A 24,122-nucleotide genomic window follows, 5' to 3' on the forward strand; every position below is an offset into this window, starting at 1 on the left:
ATGTCTAATTTTGCAAAGGTTCAACTTGAGCAGATCTGGCAGAAAACACTTCAGCTCATAAATGAAAGTGCACATTTCGATGATGCCGTATTCAATGCATGGTATAAAGAAGATTCTCATCTCTTTGATATAGAGGATGATTTTGCGACCATTGTTGTTCCTTATAAGATCAACAAACAAATCATGATGGATTCCATTGATTTGATTCAGCAAAAGCTGTCCGATGTACTGGATATGAAAGTCTCCTGTCAAATCCTGTTAAAGAGCGAAGTGGATATGCTTCAGCCATCATCTGTCGTGAAAAGAAGAAATGAGATTTTATTTGAAGACAAAGTAAAAAAAGAGTATACCTTCGACAGCTTTGTCGTTGGGAAAAACAACCGGGAAGCTCATGCAGCGGCACTCTCTGTATGCTATTATCCCGGAAAATTCAACAATCCGCTGTTTATCTTTGGTAATTCAGGTCTGGGAAAAACCCACCTTCTGCATGCCATCGGCAACTATGTCAAGGCAAACAGACCGGAGGAAAAGGTTTTATACATCTACAGTGAGGATTTTGTCACACTGCTGATTGAAGCAATGAAAAATAAGACGGTTGAGGATGTCAAGGAAATGATCTGCTCCGTTGATTATCTGTTGATTGATGATATCCAGCGTCTGAAACAGAGTACCTCGCAGGAAATTTTCTTCAATATGTATAACAAGCTGATTTCCGACAACAAGCAGATCGTCATTACCAGTGATATCCATCCTACTGAGCTTAAAGGTATTGAAAACAGGCTGATTTCCCGTTTTTCCAGCGGCTTGTCCGTATCGGTAGGCTCTCCGGAATTTGAAACTGCAAAAGCTATTTTACAGAAAAAAATGGAAGGCCGCAGCGACGAGATTATGATTGATGACGAGGTTCTTGATTTTCTGGCAACCCGTTTCGCAAGCGATGTCAGAAAACTGGAGGGAACTCTCAATGAGCTGTTTTTTAAAGCAATATTATATAATCCGGAGCGCATTGATATCACATTCGCCAAGGAAATATTTAAGGAAAATCCTATTGTTGTAAAGCAAGAGGATGAGCTAACACCAAAGCAGATCAAAAATGCGGTATGCGAATATTATGGCCTGACCAGAACACAGATCGAATCAAAATCCAGAACAAAAAATATAGCAAATGCACGACATATTGCTATATATCTGTGCAGAACGCATCTGGAAATGCCATTTGCGAAAATCGGTTTTGAATTTGGAAACCGCGATCATTCAACCATCATGTCATCCTATGAAAAGATGATGAAGCTGTTAAAGGAAAAGGAAACCTTTCAACAGGCTGTTATGCAGATTGAAAGCAGTCTGGGGATAAAATAGCAAAGATATCCACATGTTTCAACTTTCCATCCACAGCGAAATTTGTTAAAATAAGCCTATGTTCAAAGTGTTTTTTGAATTTTTCCACACTTTCCACATACTTATTGTTATATATTTACTTATAAAACATAAAAGAAGGGAGCATCACCCATGTACTTTAAGGTGTCTAAAAAAGAATTCTACAATGCATTATCTGTGGCATCACGTGCCATCTCTACATTTTCTCCTCTTCCGGCTTTTTCCGGTATTAAAATCGACGCAAAGGAGGATTGTCTGATTCTGACCGGAAGTGATTCCGATGTATCCATCCAGACAAAGCTGACAAAATCCGAAGAATGTGTTCTTGAAATTCGTGATATGGGTTCTATTGTTATAGAAGCAAAATATATCCTTGAAATCGTTCGTAAAATCGATGCAGAAGAAATTGAATTTGAAATGATAGACGGTTCTCTCACTAAGATCAGTGGAAATACAGCAGAATTCAGAATTAACGGAATGCGTGCCAATGAATATCCGGCCATTGATTTTTCAAAGCCGAAGGAATGCTTTGCCTTGAAAGAGGAAACATTGAAAAAGGTTATTTTGCAGACCAGCTTTGCGACAAGTGATAAGGAAACGCGTCCGGTACTGACCGGTGTGAATTTTCACTGTGAAGGAAATACGTTGCATTGTGTTGCCACAGACTCCTATCGACTGGCTAAGAAAACCATCGATATTGCTGAAGCTTTAAACTTCAATATCACCATTCCTGCAAAATCCCTTTCAGAGGTTGTAAAAACACTGGAAGGTGAAGGAGAGGTTGAAATAGCAGTGAATGATAAAAAAGCACAGTTTATTATTCACGATACAATCGTACAGACAAGACTGATTGATGGCGTATACCCGGAAACGAGCCGTCTGATTCCATTGCAGTTTGATTATGAGCTGACGATTGATTCCAGAGATTTATTAAATGCGATTGACCGTGCAAGCTTTATTAAAAATGACGGTGTATCTGTTATCAAATTCAGTTTGAGTGAACAGGAATGTGTGCTGTCCAGTAAATCAGTAGAGGTTGGATCCTCCACAGAGGTTTTAAGCAGTGCAAGCTTCCATGGAAATTCTCTGGAAATCAGCTGTAACGGACGCTATGTATTTGATGCGATCAAAGCATTGAGCGGCAGTCTTGTGACATTCCGTTTATGCGGAGAAATGAAGCCGTTTATTATCAAATCTGTCGATGATGATAATGTTTTACAGCTTGTTCTTCCAGTAAGAACCTACGCTTAATAGTCAGGCAGCTCGGTTAATACCCAGCTGCTTTTTCTATGCTTTATTTATAAAAGTAGTCCTTTTTAACTGCCGGATCATCCTGTTTGAAAAAATAAAAAAATTACATATGAAAATTGATGTAGAAAAGTTTGAAAACCATTGGAAAAACTAACAAAAAACCTTTAAATATGATATAATATATAAGAATGTGAAAGAGGTTTTATAATGGATATAAAGATAACCAGTGAATACATAACTTTAGGTCAACTGCTGAAAATGACAGATTTTATCCAGAGCGGCGGTGAAGCAAAATTTGCGGTGAAATCACTTGCAATCAAAGTGAACCAGGAACAGGAAAACCGCAGAGGACGCAAGCTGTATGCAGGCGATGTCATCGAAATTGAGGGCAGTGTATTTACTTTGTCATGAGACTGGAAACACTGCGTCTACATGATTTTCGCAACTATGCAGATATAAATGTCAGCTTTTCTGACGGCATCCATATACTGACAGGAAAGAATGCACAGGGAAAAACCAATTTACTGGAATCTATTCTCTATCTGTCCACGACCAGATCCCATCGAACAAGTGAAGATAAAGATCTAATCAAAGAAGGTGAAGAAGCCTTCTTTATTAAAGCCTCGATTGCAAAGGAACAGAAAACGGAGGATATCCGTGTGACGGTAAATGAAAAAGGGAAAAATCTTTTTATTTATCAGAATCCTGTAAATCGCGTCAGTGATTTTATTGGTGAATTTAACTCTGTTATGTTCTGTCCGGATGATATGAATCTGTTTCAGGCCTCTCCACGCGTCAGAAGACGCTTTGTGGACATGGAACTGAGTAAAATCAGTAAGAAGTATGTTTCTACTCTTTATGTCGCCACACGGCTTTTAAAAGAGCGCAATGCATATCTGAAGCAGGAGAGAGTAGATCGCTCTTATCTGGAGGTATTAACAGCACAGCTGGTGGATGCTTCTGTAATTATTATAAAGCAACGGCATTTCTTTCTTGAGGAGCTTTTAGAAAAATGCAGAGCCTTTTACCGGCAGCTTTCCAATGATGATACGGATATCACGGTCAGATATTTGAGCTGTGTTCCATTTTCAGAAAAGGAACAAGAGCTGAAGGATGCATTGCTGAAAAAATATCAGAAGCATCTGGATCGCGATTTGCTTTTAAAGCAGACAACAGCAGGTATTCATAAAGAAGATTTTATCTTTGAAATGAATAACAAGGAGCTTGTCAGCTATGCTTCCCAAGGACAAAAGCGAAGTGTGTTGCTGGCATTAAAAATCGGGATGATCCACATGATTCACGAAATCACGCAGGAATATCCGGTTTTATTGCTGGATGATGTATTTTCGGAGCTGGATAGCTACCGTCAGGCAGAATTGCTGAAATCCCTGCCGCAAGAGGTACAGATTTTTATATCCACGACAGATACGGTGGATATGGAAGATATAAACAGTAATCGCAGAGTTACGTTGTGGTACGTAAACAACGGAACAATCGAACGATGTTAGGAGGATGAACTATGGATGAGAATCAGATGAAAGAAATCGAAGAAATGGAAGATAAGGTTGATCATTCTTATACGGCTGATGATATTCAAGTCCTGGAAGGACTGGAAGCTGTTCGGAAGCGACCTGGTATGTATATCGGTTCTACGAGTGAGAGAGGTCTTCATCACCTTGTCTGGGAAATCGTTGATAACTCGATCGATGAGGCTCTGGCCGGATTCGCTACCGATATAGAAATAACGATTGAGAAGAACAATATCATCCGTGTGGAGGATAACGGCCGCGGAATGCCGACAGGAATCGTTGAGAAAACCGGAATCTCCGGAGTGGAAACAATATTCACAGTGCTGCATGCCGGAGGTAAATTCGGAGGCGGTGCGTATAAGGTATCCGGAGGTCTGCATGGTGTAGGTGCCAGTGTTGTAAATGCGTTGAGTGAATGGCTGGAGGTTAATGTACATCAAAACGGTCATGAATATTATCTGCGCTTTGAGGATGGCGGCAAGGCTACCAATCCTTTAAAAATTATCAATGACAGTGAGAAGCACGGGTCTATCGTACGCTTCAAGGCAGATCCTGAAATATTCCAGGAGACGCAGGAATATGATTTTGATACACTGAATGCCCGTGTTCGTCAGCTTGCTTTTCTGAATAAGAGTATTCGCCTGGTGCTTTGCGATGAACGCGATGAGGAACCAAAACGTATAGAGTATAAGTATGACGGTGGTATTCGTCAGTATGTGGAATATCTGAACAAGAACAAGACTCCTTTACATGAAGAGGTCGTTTATGTTGAGGGAATAGAGGACGGTATTCTGGCTGAAATCGCCATGCAGTACAATGACGGCTATATTCCAAGCATTTACTCCTTCTGTAACAATATCAATACGATGGAGGGAGGAACGCATGAGGACGGCTTCCGGCTTGCTCTGACGCGAATTATCAATGCCTATGCAAGAGAGCAGGGAATGATTAAAAAGGATGAAACACTGGCAGGAGATGATGTCAGAGAGGGTCTGACTGCGATTATTTCTGTTAAGCATCCGGATCCTCAATACGAAGGACAGACCAAAACGAAGCTGGGAAATTCCGAGGTACGTAAAATTGTTTCGAGTATTTTGGGAGAGCAGCTGGACCGCTTCTTTATGGAAAACCCGGATACGGCAAAAATTATTGTAGATAAGGCAATTCTTGCAAGCAAGGCACGTCTTGCGGCTAAAAAGGCAAGAGAGCTGACGAGAAGAAAAAGTGCTTTGGAAATCACATCTCTACCAGGAAAGCTTGCGGACTGTTCCAGCAAGGATGCCTCCGAATGTGAAATTTACATTGTCGAGGGTGATTCAGCCGGAGGAAGTGCAAAGCAGGGAAGAAATTCCAAATTCCAGGCAATCCTTCCACTGCGAGGTAAAATTCTGAATGTAGAGAAAGCACGTTTGCAGAGAATTTTTGAGAATAACGAAATTCGCTCCATGATTACAGCATTCGGCTGTGGAATTGGAGAGGAAATGGATGTAAGTAAGCTGCGTTATCATAAAATCATTATCATGACCGATGCCGATGTCGACGGTGCACATATCTGTACCCTAATGCTGACGTTCTTCTACCGTTATCTGCGCCCAATCATCGAGGGTGGATATGTATATATTGCCATGCCTCCGCTGTTTAAGGTAGCGAAGGGTAACCGGGTAGAATATGTGTATAAGGAAGAAGCCATGGAGGAGGTACGTGCATCCATGGGTGAGAATGTCAATGTGCAGCGTTACAAAGGTTTGGGGGAAATGAATCCGGAGCAGTTGTGGGAGACAACCATGGATCCGGCATTCCGTACGCTGAAGCAGGTCAATATTGATGATGCGATGGAAGCGGACAGTGTGTTTGAGATGCTGATGGGTGAGGAAGTAGAGCCTAGAAGGGACTTTATTCAGGAAAATGCAATTTATGCGAATCTGGATATCTAAGAGGAGGTGTAAAGGAACATGGATTTAAATAAGGAAAAACTAATTCAGGTAGATATTTCTAAAGAAATGCGAACCTCCTTTCTGGACTATTCAATGTCTGTTATTGTAGATCGTGCATTACCGGATGTGCGAGACGGGATGAAGCCTGTTCATCGCCGTATTCTTCATGCGATGAATGAGCTGGGAATTGTCGCCAGCAAGCCTTTTAAGAAGTCTGCCCGTATCGTCGGAGAAGTAATTGGTAAGTATCATCCGCACGGTGATATCGCTGTATATGATGCGATGGTGCGTATGGCACAGGATTTCAGTTACCGCTATATGCTTGTACAGGGGCATGGTAACTTTGGTTCCATGGATGGTGATGGTGCTGCGGCAATGCGTTATACCGAAGCAAGAATGTCTAAAATCGCAATGGAAATGATGAAGGATATCAATAAAAATACAGTTGATTTTATACCAAACTACGATAATGAGGAAACTGAGCCATCTGTATTACCGGCCAGATTTCCAAATCTTCTTGTGAACGGTTCCGTTGGAATCGCCGTAGGTATGGCAACCAATATACCTCCGCATAATCTTACAGAAACAATAGATGCAACATTTGCTATTATGGATAATCCGGATATCTCCGTAGTGGAGCTGATGGATAATTATATCAAGGGTCCTGATTTTCCTACTGGAGGTATCATTCTGGGAAGAGCCGGTATCCGACAGGCGTTTGAAACAGGTCGCGGATCTATCTTGGTACGCAGTAAGCATCATTTGGAGGATATGGGAAACGGTAAGACTAGAATTGTTGTTACAGAAGTACCATATCAGGTAAACAAGGCAAATCTGATAACAAAAATTGCTGATCTGGTAAGAGAAAAACAGATCGAAGGAATTACCTACCTGAACGATGAATCAAATCGTGAGGGGATACGAATTGTTATCGAGCTTCGTAAGGATGCACAGCCGGATGTTATATTGAATCAGCTGTACCGTATGACACAGCTGCAGACATCCTTTGGTGTCAATATGCTGGCTTTGGTGGATAAGACACCGAAGCAGATGGGAATCCGGGAAGCGTTGCAGCATTATGTCGATCATCAGATTGATGTAACGGTACGCCGTACAAAGTTTGAGTTGAAAAAGGCAGAGGATCGAGCTCATATTTTAGAGGGTCTGCGTATTGCACTGGATCATATTGATGAGATTATTCATTTAATTCGTTCCAGTCAAAATGACGCTGAAGCAAGAGCAGGTTTAATGGAGCAGTTTAAACTGACTGAAATTCAGGCTAATGCCATTCTGGAAATGCGTCTGCGCCGGCTGACTGGATTGGAACGGGATAAAATTGAGAATGAATATCGTGAATTGATGGCTACTATAGCAGATTTACGTGATATTCTTGCAAATCATGACCGTGTTCTCTCTATCATTCGTGATGAACTGACGGAGGTTAAAAACCGTTTTGGTGATGAACGCCGTACAGAAATCAGTGAGGCTGATTATGATATGCAGGATGAGGATTTGATTCCTGTTGAGGATGTTGTTATCACAATGACGACCAACGGCTATATTAAGCGGATGCCGACAGATACATACCGTACGCAGAATCGAGGCGGACGAGGTGTGAAGGGAATGTCAGTGAATGAGGATGATATTGTTGATCTGCTGATTACAATGTCTACGCATGATTATTTGATGCTTTTCACGAACCTTGGTAAGGTATATCGAATCAAGGGCTATAAGGTACCTAATTCAGGAAGAACTGCAAAGGGACTTCCGGTTGTAAATCTGTTGAATCTGGATAAGGAAGAAAAGGTGCGTGCACTTGTTCCTGTCCGTCCGGATAGTGAATCAAGCTTCCTGCTGTTTGTCACAAAGAACGGTCTTGTAAAGCGTACACCGATGAGTGAATTTGATTCTATTCGTCAGAATGGTAAGATTGCAATAACACTTCGTGAATTTGATGAGCTGGTTGGCGTCAAAGAAACCACTGGTGATGATGAAATTATTATTGCCGGATCCAATGGTAAGGCTGTTCGATTCCATGAGGATGATATCCGTGCTATGGGACGTACTGCAAGCGGTGTGAAGGGCTTTAATGTTGATGGCTCCATTGTTGTGGGTGCTGCAACTTCAAAGGAAGGTACACATTTGCTGGCTGTCAGTGAGAACGGCTATGGTAAACGTACGGCTATTGAGGAATATCGTTTGACGACGCGCGGGGCAAAGGGTGTTAAGACGATCAATGTCACAAATAAAACAGGTGAGCTTGTGTCAGTGCGTGCTGTTAACGGTGATGAAGATGCGATGATTGTTACAGATTCCGGTATTATCATTCGTATATCTGTTGGTGATATTGGTATTTACAGTCGTAATACACAGGGTGTGAAGCTTATCAATGTCTCCGGTGATGAATCCGTAGCTAAGGTAGCTATCGTGGAAAAGGAAGAGGATGTAGAAGAGGCATCTGATCAGGAAGCAGTATCAGAAAATAGTAATGAAACTGCAGCTGAGGGAATTGACAATCCTGCAGAAGAATGATATAAAATAATAAAACGTTGATAAGGTCAAGTAATAGAGTATGCTACTTTCAGAGATATAACGGATGGTGCGAGTTATAATAGCTGCTTATGAAATCCGCCTTTGAGTGAATCTATGAACTATAAGTAGTTGATTCCGGTAGCGCCGTTATAGCTTTGAGAGGATATATTTTATGAAAGATATATCAAAAAGGGTGGCAACACGAGGTATCGTCCCTTTATGGACATGCCTCTTTTTTATATTATAGGAGGTTATGGTTATGCTTGATATGAAATTTTTGCGTGAAAATCCTGAACTTGTAAAGGAAAATATTAAAAAGAAGTTCCAGGATCACAAGATTGAGCTTGTAGATAAAGTAATTGCTATGGATAAGGAAAATCGTTCTCTGAAGCAAAGAGGCGATGAGCTTCGCAGCAAACGAAATGCTATGAGTAAGGAAATTGGCGGGTTAATGGCAAAGGGTCTGAAGGATGAAGCAAATGCGATAAAGGCAAAGGTTCAGGCTATGGCAGATGAAATGAAGGAAACAGAAATCAAAGAGTCTGAGCTTGCAGAAAAAATAAAAGAGATGATGATGCAGATTCCTAATATTATACACGCAACTGTGCCGATCGGTAAGGACGATACTGAAAATGTGGAGCTTCAGAAATATGGTGAACCTGCTGTTCCTGATTTTGAAATTCCATATCACACGGAAATTATGGAGAGCTTTGACGGTATTGATTTGGATAGTGCAAGAAAGGTTGCAGGAAACGGATTTTATTATCTGATGGGAGATATCGCCCGACTGCATTCTGCTGTTATTTCTTATGCCCGTGACTTTATGATTGACCGGGGGTTTACTTATGTGGTTCCTCCGTTTATGATTCGCAGTAATGTGGTTACCGGTGTAATGAGCTTTGCTGAGATGGAAGGCATGATGTATAAAATCGAAGGTGAAGATTTGTATCTAATAGGCACTAGTGAGCATTCTATGATTGGTAAGTTCATAGATACCATACTGGATGAAAAGAAGCTGCCTTATACGTATACAAGCTATTCTCCTTGCTTCCGTAAGGAGAAGGGCGCACACGGTATTGAAGAACGCGGAGTTTACCGTATACACCAGTTCGAAAAACAGGAAATGATTGTGGTATGTAAACCAGAGGAAAGTGCAGAATGGTTTGTTAAGTTGTATACAAATACAGTTGATTTATTTAGAAGTCTGGATATTCCTGTTAGAACATTAGAGTGCTGCTCCGGTGATCTTGCAGATTTGAAAAACAAGTCAGTTGATGTTGAAGCATGGAGTCCACGTCAGAAAAAATATTTTGAGGTAGGTAGCTGTTCAAATTTAACTGATGCACAGGCTAGACGCTTAGGCATTCGAGTGAAAGGTGAGAATGGAAAATATTTCGCACATACTTTGAATAATACAGTTGTTGCACCTCCACGTATGCTGATTGCTTTCTTAGAAAATAATTTGAATAAGGATGGCAGTGTTAACATTCCTGAAAAATTGCAGCCATATATGGGTGGAACAAAAATTTTAATGCCTAAAAGATAAAATTTTATAAAAAGTGAGTTTTTAATGAAATCTCGCTTTTTTTATTGCTAAAAACGCCTTCATATATTCTGGCTAAAATTATGAAATAAGCCCTTATTTATCGTGTTTTTCAAACATCTTTTATATAATTCAAGTGCTATGATTTGCATCGTAATCAATAATGATGGAGAACTGGTTGACTCATTACAAATGACAACACTATATTTTAGCTATTATTATGTTTCACGTGAAACAATTTAATCCAGCGGAGAAAAAATATGAATACAAAAAATGTGATAATCTGAAAATGAATGTCAATCTTCATATGATAAAGATAAGTATTGATTTTTTTATAAGCTATAACATTTATTTCATAAAAACAGAAAACGTAAATAAAGTCAGGTACGGAGCTATAATCATATGAATGTTTTTTCATATGCAATGTAGCTATTGCATAATGAGCATTAAGATGCAATTTGCAGATATACCAAAGTATTGTGACACAGTATCATAACTCTGCAATAATTTCATTTAAATTAAATATACTCATAAAGATGCATGAATATATTGGTAAAGTATATAGTATATTGGTAAGCTCACATAAAATTATATTTAAGTATGGAGATTACAATAAAAGCTAGAGTATATATTTTTTGATGTCTATAAAAATATTCATATGATATACTTTATTATGATGTATGATGATAAGAGGAAAACCAATACACAAAATAGTGAGAATCAAAATCGAGTTTATATAGATGTGTTCCGCTATTATCTATACAGCATGTGATGAAGATTTAAATAACATATTCTAATTCATCATAGTAGGTTGTATGCGGGATAGTATTTATCATAAACGAATTATAAAACAAGTAATAGGATGTATGTATAATCGAATTATAAGCTGTTTAAGCAATTAAAATACTAATAGTTTATTTGTATCATATTGAAAATTATAAATAACATTACACTAAAAAAATTATGTGAAAGGAAATAAAGTGTTGAAAAATGCATAGGATATGCTATAATATATAAGCTACTACAATGGTATCTACTGAATTAGGTCAGATTGGGAACAAAGCAGCCTTAAGGGAGCTCTATCATGTGTGGTAGCCCTTTTTTATATCCGAGGTATTCATATGAAAGAAGATTATATGCGGGCTGCTATTAGAGAGGCAGTAAAAGCCAATATGAAGGATGAAGTTCCTATTGGCTGCGTTATCGTTAAGGATGATAAAATTATAGCCAGAGGACATAATTTGAGAGAGTCAAAGCAGCAGTCTATCAATCATGCTGAAATTATAGCGATTCAAAAAGCCTGTAAAAAAATTGGTAGCTGGCGTCTTGAGGATTGTGATCTTTATGTAACATTGGAACCATGCTGTATGTGTGCTGGAGCTATATTACAGTCAAGAATAAGAACAGTGATATATGGTGCTTCTGATCCAAAGGGTGGAAGCATTGACAGTACGATACATATGTATGAACAGCCTGGATTCAATCATTATCCATGCGTTTATTCCGGGGTTTTGCAGGAAGAATGCTCACAGCTGTTAAAGGATTTTTTTAAAGAGAAAAGACTGAAAAACAAATAGGAGCAAATACTGTTTTGAGTAAAAAGTATTTGCTTTTCTTATGTAAAATTCATTGTTAGCATGATATAATTGACAGTGGAGAAAGCAGGTGAAGTATGGCATATAAAGCGTTATATCGTACGTATCGTCCAAACAGCTTTGATGAAGTTGCTGGACAAAAACATGTTGTACAAACACTGCAGCATGCAGTGAGTCAGCATAAAATTGCACATGCATATCTATTCTGTGGCCCTCGTGGAACAGGAAAAACCTCAATTGCAAAGATATTTGCAAAAACGATAAATTGCGAAGATCCTGATCATAAGCCTTGTTTGAAATGTGAGAATTGCAGAGCTGTCCAGGATGGCAGTCATCCAGATATTATTGAAATAGATGCTGCCAGTAATAACGGTGTTGAAGAAGTACGGACACTTATTGAAAAAGTAAAGTATGCACCCTTGAAGGGAAAATATAAAATCTATATTATTGATGAGGTTCATATGATGTCTACTGGTGCATTCAATGCTCTTTTAAAGACAATTGAAGAACCACCGGAGCATGTTATATTTATTCTTGCGACAACAGAGCCACATAAGGTATTACCAACAATCATATCCAGATGTCAGCGATTTGATTTTACTAAGGTACCACGTGAAGAAATAATTCAAAGAATACATACGATTCTTGAAAAAGAAAATATAAATTGCGATGAAGAGGTCATTCGAATCATTGCACAGCTTGCCGATGGTGGATTGCGTGATGCACTTTCTATTCTTGATCAGTGTATTGCGTATGCACAAAATAATATTCAGGTTCATCATATAAATGAAATTTATGGCATTACTACCATACAGGAGAAGCTGGAATTATTTGCTTTTATTTATGAGAAAAATGCAGTTGCTCTATTAAACAAGATTGATGCTTTAATAGAAAAGGGTATTGATATCAAAAGACTAACTGTCGATCTAATAGAAATACTGAAGGAAAGTATTATCTTTGAATATACAAAGGATTCAACACTGCTTCATAACCTTAATAGTGATGAAGTTTTGAAGCTGATTGATGGAAAACGTATTGCTGAAAGGTTTCAGATGATACATTTGCTTATGGAAACATACGATAAGTATAGAAGTGCTGCAAATGTTGGATCCTATTTTGAAGTTTGTATGCTGCAGATGCTGGATGTTCAAGCTGCTACGGTTGTTAAAGAAGAAGCACAGCCATTGCTACAAAAAAATACTGTATCAATAAAAGAGAGTCCGGTACAGGATATAAATAAAAATGTTTCACGTGAAACATCTAAGAAAAAACCTGTTCTTGACATTCCTATGGATGATGAGCCATATGAGGCATATGAAACTCCTGTATATGAAGCTTCTCAGATAGTACAGCAGTCAAGCATAGAAAACAGCAAAGAAAGTACTGTTACAAGGAATGACACTGTACATAATGCAAAGCCTTTAAAGCCACTGGACAATGAATTTGTTTTAGGTCTGCTTGCAGGCGCAAATAAACCGGAAAAGGCAAAGGATAGTGAGCAGTTTAAAAGAATACCGGAATTTATGCTTGATTTTAAATACGCGAAATATGGAAGCTTGTTAAAAAATGCATTGATTGTTGGTAGTGGTAAAACCTATATAGTAGTAAGTGTAGATAATCAGGCAGTAGCGAATGAAATAAATGAGATGGACAGTAAAAATGAATTTCATGATTTCATAACAGAGCTGCTGAAAATGAATAAAAAGATTTTTGCTATTTCTGCAGAACAGCAGAAATATGTTATTAAAGAATTCAAAGACCGTATGATTGCAGGTACATTGCCAGAACCAATACAAATAGAAGCCGTGACAGTTGATAAAACAGAGATAAGAGAATTAACACAGGAAGAAGCAGTACTTGATTTATTCGGTCAGGAAAACATAATTATAACGGAGGAATGATATTATGAATATGCAGGGATTATTAAAACAGGCACAGAAAATGCAGAAAGAGTTAACAAAGCTGGAAGACGAATTAAATGAAAAGGTATATGAGTCAACCATGGGCGGAGGAGTTATAAAAGCTGAGGTAAAAGGTAATATGTCAGTTGAAAGTATAACTATTGATGAAAGTCTGTTAGAGAAAGACAATAAAGAAGATTTGGAAGAAATGTTAAAAGCTGCATTAAATGATGCGTTTGCAAAAGCTGTTGAAGATAAAGAAAAAAATATGAATCAGATTACCGGCGGAGTGAAAATGCCAGGAGGCTTCTAATGTATCCAAAAAAATTTGAAGCGCTTGTTGAGTGTTATCGCAGACTTCCAGGTGTTGGAATTAAGACTGCAGAACGTTATGCATTTCAAACACTGGAATGGGATGAAGAAACAATGAATGCCTGGATCAGCGCCTTTGAAAATGTTAAAGAGGGTTTGAAAAAATGTGAAGTATGCGGAAACCTTTCGGAAAACGATAAATGTGATATCTGTGATGATCATTCCAGAAATAGTCAAATTATTTGTGTCGTGCAGAGTCCAAAAGATGTTATCGCAATGGAAAAGACAAAAGAGTATGCAGGTGTTTATCATGTTCTGAATGGAGTTATATCAACTTCAAAGGGTATTCTACCTGAGGATATCAATATTGATTCTCTATTATCACGTATTACGGATGAAACCCAGGAAATTATTATTGCAACGAATCCTACGGTAGAAGGTGAAACAACAGCCTTATATTTATCAAAGCTGCTTGAAAAATATCCGGTAACAGTAACTAGAATCGCCCATGGACTTCCTATGGGAGGCCATCTTGATTATGCGGATGAGTTAACACTGATCAAAGCGATTGAAGGAAGAAAAAAAATGGAGCCATAATGCCATGGCTCTTTTTCTGTTTTCGAATAACCTAACGACTTTCCTTTTAGCATTATCTTCATTTAAAATAAAATGATTCATATATATATAACTTATCAAATGAAAATCATATCTTTTATATTTATCTATATTTAATACTTTTATAGAAAATCACAAGGCTATTTGAAAAGTTAAAAAAAGTAGTGCGAGTAATTTTAAAATAAGAAATTCTATAGGATTAGAAAACAATAGAAGAATCCAATATATTAAGTTTTATAACCTTTTCCAATATAGCAATAATGCTATCATAAAAGAGCATGAAAAAAACAAATTATTATATTTATGCAAGCGCTATCATGATAGAATATATATAGGAAGAAGGTGAGCGAATGGGATCTATTGCTTATATTACAGATAAAAATATGATGGAATATCATAGACTTCACGGTAATTCAGTAATCAATTTCTGGAAACCAAGCATTAAGAGTATAACAGACTTTCATAAGGGGGATTTACTTTTCTTTTTAACAAAAGGTACAGAGCGGGGAATAAAAAGAGAAAAGGGAATCCTTGGCTATGGACATCTTCGTAAACAACAGAATATGAGCTTTACACAGATGTGGAATACCTATAAAACAAAAAGCGGCTATCCGGATAAGAAAGCGCTAAGACAGGCTATCTGCAAAATAACAAAGCAAGAGGAGGTCCCTGATCAGCTATCCTGTATGGAATTGGAACAGGTTGTTTATTTTCGTTATCCTATCTATCTTAGTGAAATAGGCATGAACATATCCAATAGTATTGAAAGCTTCTTTTACATTGATAAAGAAGATATACAAAATACCGGACGGTTGCTGCGGCTTGCCGATTCTGTTGGAACAGACCTATGGGTAAATAGTACAGGTTATGAGAATATAAAGGACATGCGTGAAGATGCAATGATTCAGCTATTGGAAAATCTAAGTGCCCGTATTAAGACAAGTTTTTATACAGAATATGAGCAAGCTAAAATCCGTCATTATATACAATGTCTGCATGATGAAGAAATACATCCCATACGGAATAGTAAAACAGAATATTGGGTTAGAAATAAAGATAAAATACTTCTACTCCTTCCATGCTTAGTAAATTTCAATGATTTTGAAGGTAAATTGCAATATAGTATAGGGCATCATCAACTATTTAAAGCGTATATAAATGATAGTGAGTATTCAAATCATATTGCAGTTAAGCTCCTGTTTAATCATCATATAAAACAAGAATGGAAACAGATACTACATCGTCTGGATATTGCGTATGAAGAAAGGCTAGTCAATGAAGACTAGCCAGTAAAGTATGAGCTGAAGTAAACAAAGAACAGGTATGGTGCATACAAATTTCAGCTTCTTAATCTTATGATGGAATATAATCATCCCAAATGCTGTACCCAAAGCTCCAAATGTAATAGAGCAAAAAATGAGAAAACGCTCAGAAATTCGATAATGCCTATGAATCGCCTTCCATTTATCTATACCCATCATACAGAAGGTAAAAGCATTCCACAAGAAAATGAGAAGCATTATTCATTTACTGCCTGCATAGCACGTTGTATTTTTGAAGTACAATTCTTCTCATATACAAGACCAATACAAGCAAGGAGCTTTTGGAATACTGCTAGACCATCATGAGGTTGTTTATACTCATATTCAATTTCATAATCTGTATGGGATCCATAAGTGCTGATATCAAAGCAAAGCTCGGCATTCTCACTTTCAATAACAGCGCGCTTTGTGGTTAATGTTGTTACAGGGATAATTGTTCCATGGATATGATACTCCCCAAGTAATTGCTGTATATCATTTGACTGAAAAACAGCAGAGCTGTTTTCAGATACCTCACATTCACATTCACACAAACCGTCAAGATCCTCCTGTATCATTTTTAACGTAAATAAAAATCTATTATTACGTTCACGAATACGCATAGCACCCTTATGTTTTTCTATATCTCTATTCACCGTATCGTAATAGGTATTGATCTGTGTTACAAATTCAAGATTCTCATATAAGCTACATAGCTTTTCGAACTGCTCCTTACTTATTAAAATTTTATATTCTTTTTCAACATGTTTATTCATCTTTCATCACCTTATAGGATATGATACAATAGTACCATAACAAAAGGAAGTGATTTGTGATGAAATATGCAATTGTTGCAAAAAAAGATGAGAAATCACATGCTGTAGAGGAAAAAATAAAAAGACGGCTGCAAGCTACAGACTGGATTTATGATAAAGCAGAACCTCAGCTTGTTATTTGCGTAGGTGGAGATGGAACCTTATTATATGGTGTCCATCAGTATCTGCACCGGATCAATAAAGTAAACTTCCTTGGTATTCATACAGGAACTCTTGGTTTCTTTACGGATTATACAGAAGAAGAACTAGAGGAATGTCTGCATGATATCCTTGAAAAGGAGCCGGTCATTTTTGAATCTGGCTTACTAAAAATTAAATTGGATAACAATCCTATTCCATATTATGCATTAAATGAGATGCGGGTAGAAAATATAGTTAAATCACAGATTATGGATATATACGTAGATGGAGAGTTTTTTGAAACTTGCAGGGGTTCCGGTATATGCCTTTCCACGCAGGCTGGATCAACTGCCTATAACCGTTCTCTTGGAGGTGCAGTCATTGATTGCGGTCTTTCATTGATGCAGTTAGCTGAGATAACAGCCATTCAGCACTCCAAGCATCGCTCATTAGGAAATCCGTATATTATGATGGAGAATCGCCATGTCACGATGAAAAGTGAAACCTTTGATACTGCAATTTTATGTTATGATCATTTGAATGTTCCCTTAGAAAAAACAAAAGAGATATATTGTCAGATGTCAGATCGAAAGGTGAGATTTGCACGCTATCGTCATTACAGCTATCTAAAAAGACTAAAAAATCTATATTAAATAAACAGACCAAGGCGTCTGTTTTTAGTTTTAAATGTAAAAAAAAAGTAAATAAATAAAAGAGCTTGCCCCAAACAGTAAACAATATTGTATGCTTAAATCATGGCTCATCATAAAAATAGTAAAAACAAAATAAAAAGATTTCTATCATATCGAACAATCAATACGATAAGAAATCTTTTCATTGCTATTCTTAAATAAGAAAGAATCAGGATGCTGTCTGATTTTATTCATATACATAATCTGATAACTTTTTTGCTTTCGCACTTGCATTCATAATGATACCAAAGGCAATCAGATAAGACAGTAGAGAGGAACCACCATACGATATCATCGGCAAGGTTATACCGGTTATTGGAAGCAAACCAATAATCATACCGATATTTTGTATTTGCTGATACAATAGCATACCGAGAATACCAAGTATGAAATATTTCTCAAACATATTCTTTGACATACTTGCAATACGGCATAAATGTATATCCAGTCCCAGGCACAACACGACGATAAAGATTGTTCCAATCAATCCCCAGCTCTGTCCGATGACCGCAAAAATAAAGTCAGTCTGTGCTTCCGGAATAGAAACCAGCTCGATTCCCATACCATGACCTGTAAGACCTGCAGAACCCAGAGCCAGCAATGCCATATAAAGCTGATGTCCTTCTCCATTGATATCTGTTTCCGGATTCAGCCAGGCAGTAATACGTTTCAAACGATATCCGCCTTCTCCACCAATCAATTCATTTAATACATTGAAATGATAATAGTACATATAGAAAAACAGAATTACAACAACAAGCAATAATACACCGATAATAACAAACCACTGTTTTTTTATACCTGAGCAGACAATCATTGCGACCAGAGAGATTGCTATAATCAATACAACACCGGTATCCGGCTGTGCCAGAATCAGTATCATAGGTGGAATCGCCCACTTGGCCACATTCATAAACAAAGAGAAATCCATCTCATACGACTCTGTAATCTTGTTATTGTTATGTTCATCAATAACTCCAGCAGTAATCAAAATCAAAACGATTTTCATAAATTCACTGGGCTGGAAAGAACCAAACGGCCCAAGCTTAAACCAGGATGTAGCACCATTTGTTGTTATGATCATCCCCAGCAGACTGCCTCCGGTAAACATGTTATATACCTTACCAATCAGCAACACCACAAGACATGCCATCAGAAACCAGTATCCTATTTTTGCGAATTGCAGCATGGAGTCATTACCGAGATACATGATAACACCGATTGCAATGGAACCGATAATAAACCACATTGCCTGTTTCATCATATAATCAATTCCTGCACTCTGACCAATAATTCCAAATGCTGAATAAATGGATAAAAGACTCATTCCAATCATTAAAACTAAATATGTAACTAAAACAAAATCGAACTTATCCGGACTCTTCGCCCTGGATAATCCTACTTTCATTTGCATCACTCCAGACAAAAACCTCTTATGAAACAAGGTTGTTCTTATTATAACACGGTTTATAAACCTTATGTTGCAGCACAGTCAAATATTTTCTGAATTTCTATTAAGAATTAAATTATAGATATATATACAGATATAAAATGTCATGCATACCCGTATATATCCTGACGGATGAAAAATGCTTTATAAACGCTTGATTGTCTCAAGCTTTCTACACGAAAAAGACCATGCTGTGTGAATGTAGAAATTAAGGAGAAGGAAGAAATGTTAACATGAAAAAACAAAAGCATCTTTGATATACCAAAAGGGCATGATATAATAATAAGCAGTGAGTGGAGTTGATAAAATGGCAAAAAAAGCTACTTATACACCAATGATGAATCATTATCTGGAATTGAAGAAACAGCATGAAGATGCTATCATATTTTACCGTCTCGGTGATTTTTATGAGATGTTTTTTGAAGATGCAAGAACGGCTTCCAGTGAGCTGGATTTAGTACTTACCGGAAGAAATGCCGGAGTTGAGGAACGTGTGCCAATGTGTGGAATTCCTCATCATGCCGCCAAGGGTTATATACAACGTCTTATACAAAAGGGATATAAGGTCGCTATTGTAGAGCAGCTGGAGGATCCTGCTTTGGCAAAGGGCCTCGTAAAGCGTGATGTTATAAAAATTGTTACCCCTGGAACAATCATGGATGAAGTCAGTGATGAAAAGGCAACCGTATATATAGCGTCTCTGCATGATTATCAATTTGGCCTTGCTGTCATATTATGTGAAATGACAACCGGGGAATTGCGGGCACAGCTGATTGATAAGCATGTCATGGCAATACAGAAGGTGCTGCTTGGCAACAATGTCAGGGAAATCGTTGTGCAGGAAAAATTTGATAAGAAAATCATTCGTATGATTGAGGAAATGGAAACAATCACTGTATCATATCATAATGACAGTAATCTGAAGGAAGAATACCGCCATCTGTTAAACGGGATAGAGGATGACCGTGTGGAAACTGCTTTCGGCGTGCTGACAAACTACCTCGATGAAACGCAGAAACGTAGTATGGCGCATTTGAACTCCGTTGAAATGGTATATGAAAATGAATTTCTTCAGATGGATTTTTCGACGAAGCAGAATCTGGAGCTGACCTCCAGTATTCGCAGTAATTCCCGTTCACAGACCTTATGGAGCTTTCTTGATAAATGCCGCAGCTCCATGGGATCGCGTCTACTAAAAAAATGGATTGAATATCCGCTCGTAGATACAGGGATGATTAACAGACGATTGGATGCCATTGAATATCTGAATGATAACTTCATAACGAAGGATGAATTGCGTGAGCATCTGGGCTTTGTATATGATATGGAGCGGCTGAGTGCCCGTGTCGCATATGGTTCTGCCAATCCAAGAGACGTCTTACGGCTCGTAAAAACGCTGGAGCATACTCCTCAGATTTTTGAATTATTCAAAGACTGCAGCGCATATAGTGAATTTCAGAAGGTTGATCCATGCCGCGAGCTGTATGATATGATTGACGGTGCTATTGTTGACAATCCCCCTTTAACAATGAAGGATGGCGGTGTATTTGTAGAAGGCTATAATGAAGAGCTGGATCATGTACGTGAAATTGGAAAGAATGGCAAAAACTGGATTCTCGAACTGGAAAATAAGGAACGGGAGCGCACTGGAGTTAAATCATTGAAAATCGGATATAATCGGGTATTCGGTTATTATATTGAAGTCACAAAAACAAATGTATCATCCATAAAGGAAGAATTTGGATATGTGAGAAAACAAACGCTGACAAACGCAGAGCGCTATGTGACGCAGGAATTGAAGGAAAAAGAGGATGCTATTGTACATGCGCAGGAGAGAAGTATCCGTCTGGAAGCAGAGCTGTTTCAAAATCTTCTGAATCAAATCAAGGTATACCTGCCCAAGCTGCATGATCTTTCCAATGCGTTATCAACGATTGACGCTTTGTATGCACTAGCTGAGGTATCCAGTGAAAACGGCTATACAAGACCGCAGTTTCATACCGGACATTCCCTTTCCATGAGCGAGGCAAGACATCCGATACTGGATTGCATGATGAAAACAAAGCGTTATGTTTCCAATGATCTGCATATGGATGAGCATAACGATATACTTATGATCACCGGGCCGAACATGGGTGGTAAATCCACGTATATGCGACAGACAGTACTGCTAGTCATTATGGCACAAATTGGCTGCTTTGTCCCTGCAAAGAAAGCAGAGATGCCTGTTTTTGATCAGATATTTACACGAATCGGGGCAAGCGATGATATCATGTCCGGTCAGTCAACCTTCATGGTGGAAATGATTGAGGCTAACAATGCTTTACAGAATGCTACGGCAAATTCACTGATTCTGTTTGATGAAATCGGGCGCGGGACATCCACTTATGATGGCATGGCTTTGGCACAGGCAATGATTGAATATATTATGAGAAATATCAAAGCAAAAACATTATTCTCCACACACTATCATGAGCTAACAGAGATGGCAGAACAAAATCCAAGCATCCGCAATGTGCATGTAGATGTACATGAAGAGGATGACAAGGTGACCTTTCTGTATAGGGTGATAGATGGAAAAGCTGATAAATCCTACGGTATCAATGTCGCAAGACTGGCACATCTTCCAACCTCAGTGCTGGATCGTGCAAAGCAGATACTGGATAATCTGGAGCTGCAGCCTAATATGGTTGGTGAAGTACAGGCACCGGTTGTCATTGAGAAGGAAAATCCACAGCATACACAGATCATTGACCAGGTTAAGCAGGTGGATGTAAATAAAATGACACCTATGGAGGCTATGCAGCTTCTATATGAGTTAAAAGGAAAATTGTCATAAAAATTCTGTAATCAATAAGATACTATTTTGTATTGGATGATATAGGGATACAAAAAGCTGTAGCTGTATGTATAAGGACAGCCGCAGGTATTCTATCTTCACCTGTATACGGGGAGTATTTTATGATTACAGGTTTTCTGTTTTATAAAGAAAGAAGGTGTACAAATGGGAAGAATTAACCGGCTGGATGAGCATCTCAGCAATATGATAGCGGCTGGAGAGGTAGTAGAACGGCCGCAGGGAATTGTAAAGGAGCTTGTAGAAAACTGCATTGACGCCCATGCTGAAACTGTTGAAATACAGATTTCACAGGGGGGGATTGCATCGATCACCATTATTGATGATGGTGATGGAATGGATGCAGAGGATGCCACCCTGGCATTTGAACGTCATGCGACAAGTAAATTAAAGGAAGTAAATGATTTGTGGAATATTCATACAATGGGATTTCGTGGAGAGGCATTGCCTTCCATCGCCTCTGTATCCCATGTCCTACTGCGGACAAATGACGGGAATACATCCACTGAAGTAGAAATCAGCTATGGTAAACTGGTAAGTGCAAGACCATGCGGAACACCTAAGGGTACGATGATTGAAATTCAGAATCTGTTCCAGAAAACACCGGCACGCTTTAAGCATTTAAAGAGTCCGCAGTATGAATTTTCATTGATTTCCGATGTTGTTCAGAAATTCGCTTTATCACATCCTGATATAGGCTTCTGTCTGTCACATGACGGCAGAACCGTTTTCAAGACAAAAGGAAGCGGTAATCTGCTGGAGGTATTGATGCAGATTTACGGACGGGACAGTGCGAAAAGCGCAATCGCACTGGATGGAAGTGATCAGGATTATAAAATCAAAGGCTATATCATGCAGCCGCAGTTTAACCGTGCAACAAAATATTACATGCTATTGTATATCAATGGCAGAATGATTCGCAATTATCATTTGCAAAAGGCTATTCTGGATGCCTATTCTCCCTATATGCCAAAGGAACGCTATCCGATCGTTGTGATTGATCTGATTATGGATGCACAACTGGTAGATGTCAATGTACATCCATCCAAGTGGGAAATTCGCCTTTCCAAGGAAAAACAGTTAGAAAAGCTGTTGTATGAAACCATTCGCAAAGCTCTGCAGGAACAGTTGGAGGTTCCCAGTGTAAATATTGCAAAGGAGACTGTTAAGGAAAAGGTCGAGGAGCAGGAATTACAATTCACCTATGAACGTGATGATAATATAAAAAAGCTGCATGAGGAAGTAAATAACAGCTTTACGCATCCAGAAAAAATAGAAAAGCCTGCACTTGATATGGAAGAATTACGAAAACAAATCGAGATAGACATAACGCAGAAAAAAGAGGTTAATATTCCGGTTCAGCCTATAACCAGGGAAATTGTTTCAGAAGTTCAGGAGGAGACAAAGCCTTATCCTGCGGAAGAAGAAATTTCCTTATCGCAGATAGCGGCAGACAAGAAAGTATCTATTGAGGAAAAAACAGTAGATTCACCAATAAATTCTTTAGATTCCGGTCTGGAGAAAACAACAGAAGCCCCAATATCCCATTTCGATGCCAGGCAGGATGAAGAATATTTAACAGAGGAAATAGAGAAGGTCTCTGCTGAAAATACAGAAATTGCATTTAAGGAAATCAAACAGACACAGGAGCTGCAATATGAGAAAACAGTACAAAAGCCTCATCAACCATTAAATCCTAGCCTCCCACAGCTGCGTGTGATCGGGCAGTTTCATAACTGCTATATTCTGGCAGAAGGAGAAAAAGGGTTATATATCATAGACCAGCACGCGGCTCAGGAACGTTATCATTATGAGATTATAAGAAACCAGATCTTATCCGGCAATACGGATACACAGCCGCTTCTTTTGCCAATCACTATAGAATCCACAATTTCTGCAGTATCCCAGGCTGAGGAGCTGAATGGACTGCTGGAACAGATAGGGATACATCTTGAGGTTTTTGGTGATCATACCTTTGTGTGCCGCCAGCTGCCGTTATGGATGAAGGATGTGGAGGAAGAAGCATTCCTCTGCGATATGATAGATATATGGGAAAAGGATAAGGAAATCAGTCTTGATAAGCTGAGGAAGCACGCAATCGCGACCATGGCATGTCACAGCTCTATACGATTTAACCGCAGTCTGACACTGGAGGAAATGAAAAGAGTCGTTGATGATTTAGGACGTTGTGAGCAGCCGTTTCATTGTCCGCATGGCAGACCGACGATGATCTGTATGGAAGATAAATCATTGATAAAGGAATTTGAGCGAGGATAA

18 protein-coding genes, 1 other RNA gene and 1 other annotated feature are annotated in these 24,122 nt (G+C 38.5%); of the genes, 16 read left to right on the plus strand and 3 right to left on the minus strand.

Annotation, left to right across the window (positions count from 1 at the left end; translation table 11 throughout):
• From dnaA to GKZ87_00065, 13 genes are all read left to right on the plus strand, one after another.
• Complete coding sequence (dnaA, locus tag GKZ87_00005; protein QSI23982.1) at positions 1-1,359, plus strand: chromosomal replication initiator protein DnaA; 1,359 nt, start codon at positions 1-3, stop codon at positions 1,357-1,359.
• Positions 1,360-1,509: 150 nt separating this feature from the next.
• The gene (dnaN, locus tag GKZ87_00010) at positions 1,510-2,628 is read left to right on the plus strand and encodes a DNA polymerase III subunit beta (protein ID QSI23983.1); all 1,119 of its coding nucleotides are present in this window, start codon (positions 1,510-1,512) and stop codon (positions 2,626-2,628) included.
• Positions 2,629-2,835: 207 nt separating this feature from the next.
• Positions 2,836-3,039 (plus strand): S4 domain-containing protein YaaA, encoded by a 204-nt coding sequence (gene yaaA / locus GKZ87_00015; protein ID QSI23984.1) that lies wholly within the window; start codon positions 2,836-2,838, stop codon positions 3,037-3,039.
• Complete coding sequence (recF, locus tag GKZ87_00020; protein QSI23985.1) at positions 3,036-4,136, plus strand: DNA replication/repair protein RecF; 1,101 nt, start codon at positions 3,036-3,038, stop codon at positions 4,134-4,136. The genes yaaA and recF overlap by 4 nt, the downstream gene beginning before the upstream one ends.
• Positions 4,137-4,147: 11 nt before the next feature.
• Entirely contained in the window at positions 4,148-6,091 is a 1,944-nt protein-coding gene (gene gyrB, locus GKZ87_00025) for a DNA topoisomerase (ATP-hydrolyzing) subunit B (protein QSI23986.1), read from the plus strand.
• Between the two features lie 18 nt (positions 6,092-6,109).
• Entirely contained in the window at positions 6,110-8,623 is a 2,514-nt protein-coding gene (gyrA, locus tag GKZ87_00030; GenBank protein ID QSI23987.1) for a DNA gyrase subunit A, read from the plus strand.
• Positions 8,624-8,631: 8 nt separating this feature from the next.
• Positions 8,632-8,843 (plus strand) — a binding site (T-box leader).
• Positions 8,844-8,882: 39 nt separating this feature from the next.
• Positions 8,883-10,169 carry a serine--tRNA ligase gene (serS, locus tag GKZ87_00035; GenBank protein ID QSI23988.1) on the plus strand — a complete coding sequence of 429 codons (1,287 nt, stop codon included), beginning with the start codon at positions 8,883-8,885 and terminating at the stop codon, positions 10,167-10,169.
• Positions 10,170-11,176: 1,007 nt separating this feature from the next.
• Positions 11,177-11,274: signal recognition particle sRNA small type (gene ffs / locus GKZ87_00040), an RNA gene on the plus strand.
• Between the two features lie 13 nt (positions 11,275-11,287).
• Entirely contained in the window at positions 11,288-11,743 is a 456-nt protein-coding gene (locus tag GKZ87_00045; protein QSI23989.1) for a nucleoside deaminase, read from the plus strand.
• A 95-nt stretch (positions 11,744-11,838) separates the two neighbouring features.
• Positions 11,839-13,662 carry a DNA polymerase III subunit gamma/tau gene (gene dnaX / locus GKZ87_00050; protein ID QSI23990.1) on the plus strand — a complete coding sequence of 608 codons (1,824 nt, stop codon included), beginning with the start codon at positions 11,839-11,841 and terminating at the stop codon, positions 13,660-13,662.
• 4 nt (positions 13,663-13,666) lie between these two features.
• Positions 13,667-13,975, plus strand: a complete 309-nt coding sequence (locus GKZ87_00055; GenBank protein ID QSI23991.1) for a YbaB/EbfC family nucleoid-associated protein — start codon at positions 13,667-13,669, stop codon at positions 13,973-13,975.
• Positions 13,975-14,571, plus strand: a complete 597-nt coding sequence (gene recR, locus GKZ87_00060) for a recombination protein RecR (protein QSI23992.1) — start codon at positions 13,975-13,977, stop codon at positions 14,569-14,571. Before GKZ87_00055 ends, recR begins: the two co-directional genes overlap by 1 nt.
• Before the next feature lie 368 nt (positions 14,572-14,939).
• On the plus strand, positions 14,940-15,875 hold the full coding sequence (locus tag GKZ87_00065; GenBank protein ID QSI23993.1) for a hypothetical protein: 936 nt from the start codon (positions 14,940-14,942) through the stop codon (positions 15,873-15,875).
• Here GKZ87_00065 and GKZ87_00070 read toward each other — a convergent pair.
• Both GKZ87_00070 and GKZ87_00075 read right to left on the minus strand, forming a co-directional pair.
• On the minus strand, positions 15,858-16,109 hold the full coding sequence (locus GKZ87_00070) for a DUF1294 domain-containing protein (protein ID QSI23994.1): 252 nt from the start codon (positions 16,107-16,109) through the stop codon (positions 15,858-15,860). The two genes, GKZ87_00065 and GKZ87_00070, sit on opposite strands and share 18 nt — an antisense overlap.
• The gene (locus tag GKZ87_00075; GenBank protein ID QSI23995.1) at positions 16,109-16,666 is read right to left on the minus strand and encodes a CYTH domain-containing protein; all 558 of its coding nucleotides are present in this window, start codon (positions 16,664-16,666) and stop codon (positions 16,109-16,111) included. Before GKZ87_00075 ends, GKZ87_00070 begins: the two co-directional genes overlap by 1 nt.
• A 59-nt stretch (positions 16,667-16,725) precedes the next feature.
• On the opposite strand from GKZ87_00075, the gene GKZ87_00080 reads away from it, so the two are divergent.
• Positions 16,726-17,499: an NAD kinase gene (locus tag GKZ87_00080; GenBank protein ID QSI23996.1), complete on the plus strand. Its 774-nt coding sequence runs from the start codon at positions 16,726-16,728 to the stop codon at positions 17,497-17,499.
• A 226-nt stretch (positions 17,500-17,725) separates the two neighbouring features.
• On the opposite strand, the gene GKZ87_00085 is transcribed toward GKZ87_00080, so the two are convergent.
• Positions 17,726-18,946 carry an FtsW/RodA/SpoVE family cell cycle protein gene (locus tag GKZ87_00085; GenBank protein ID QSI23997.1) on the minus strand — a complete coding sequence of 407 codons (1,221 nt, stop codon included), beginning with the start codon at positions 18,944-18,946 and terminating at the stop codon, positions 17,726-17,728.
• 349 nt (positions 18,947-19,295) lie between these two features.
• Here GKZ87_00085 and mutS point away from each other — a divergent pair, with 349 nt between their 5' ends.
• Together mutS and mutL are read left to right on the plus strand one after the other, a co-directional pair.
• Entirely contained in the window at positions 19,296-21,827 is a 2,532-nt protein-coding gene (gene mutS / locus GKZ87_00090) for a DNA mismatch repair protein MutS (GenBank protein ID QSI23998.1), read from the plus strand.
• Positions 21,828-21,992: 165 nt separating this feature from the next.
• Entirely contained in the window at positions 21,993-24,122 is a 2,130-nt protein-coding gene (mutL, locus tag GKZ87_00095; protein ID QSI23999.1) for a DNA mismatch repair endonuclease MutL, read from the plus strand.

This window comes from Erysipelotrichaceae bacterium 66202529, assembly GCA_017161075.1.
In the GTDB taxonomy this organism is placed as follows: Bacteria; Bacillota_I; Bacilli_A; order Erysipelotrichales; family Erysipelotrichaceae; genus Clostridium_AQ.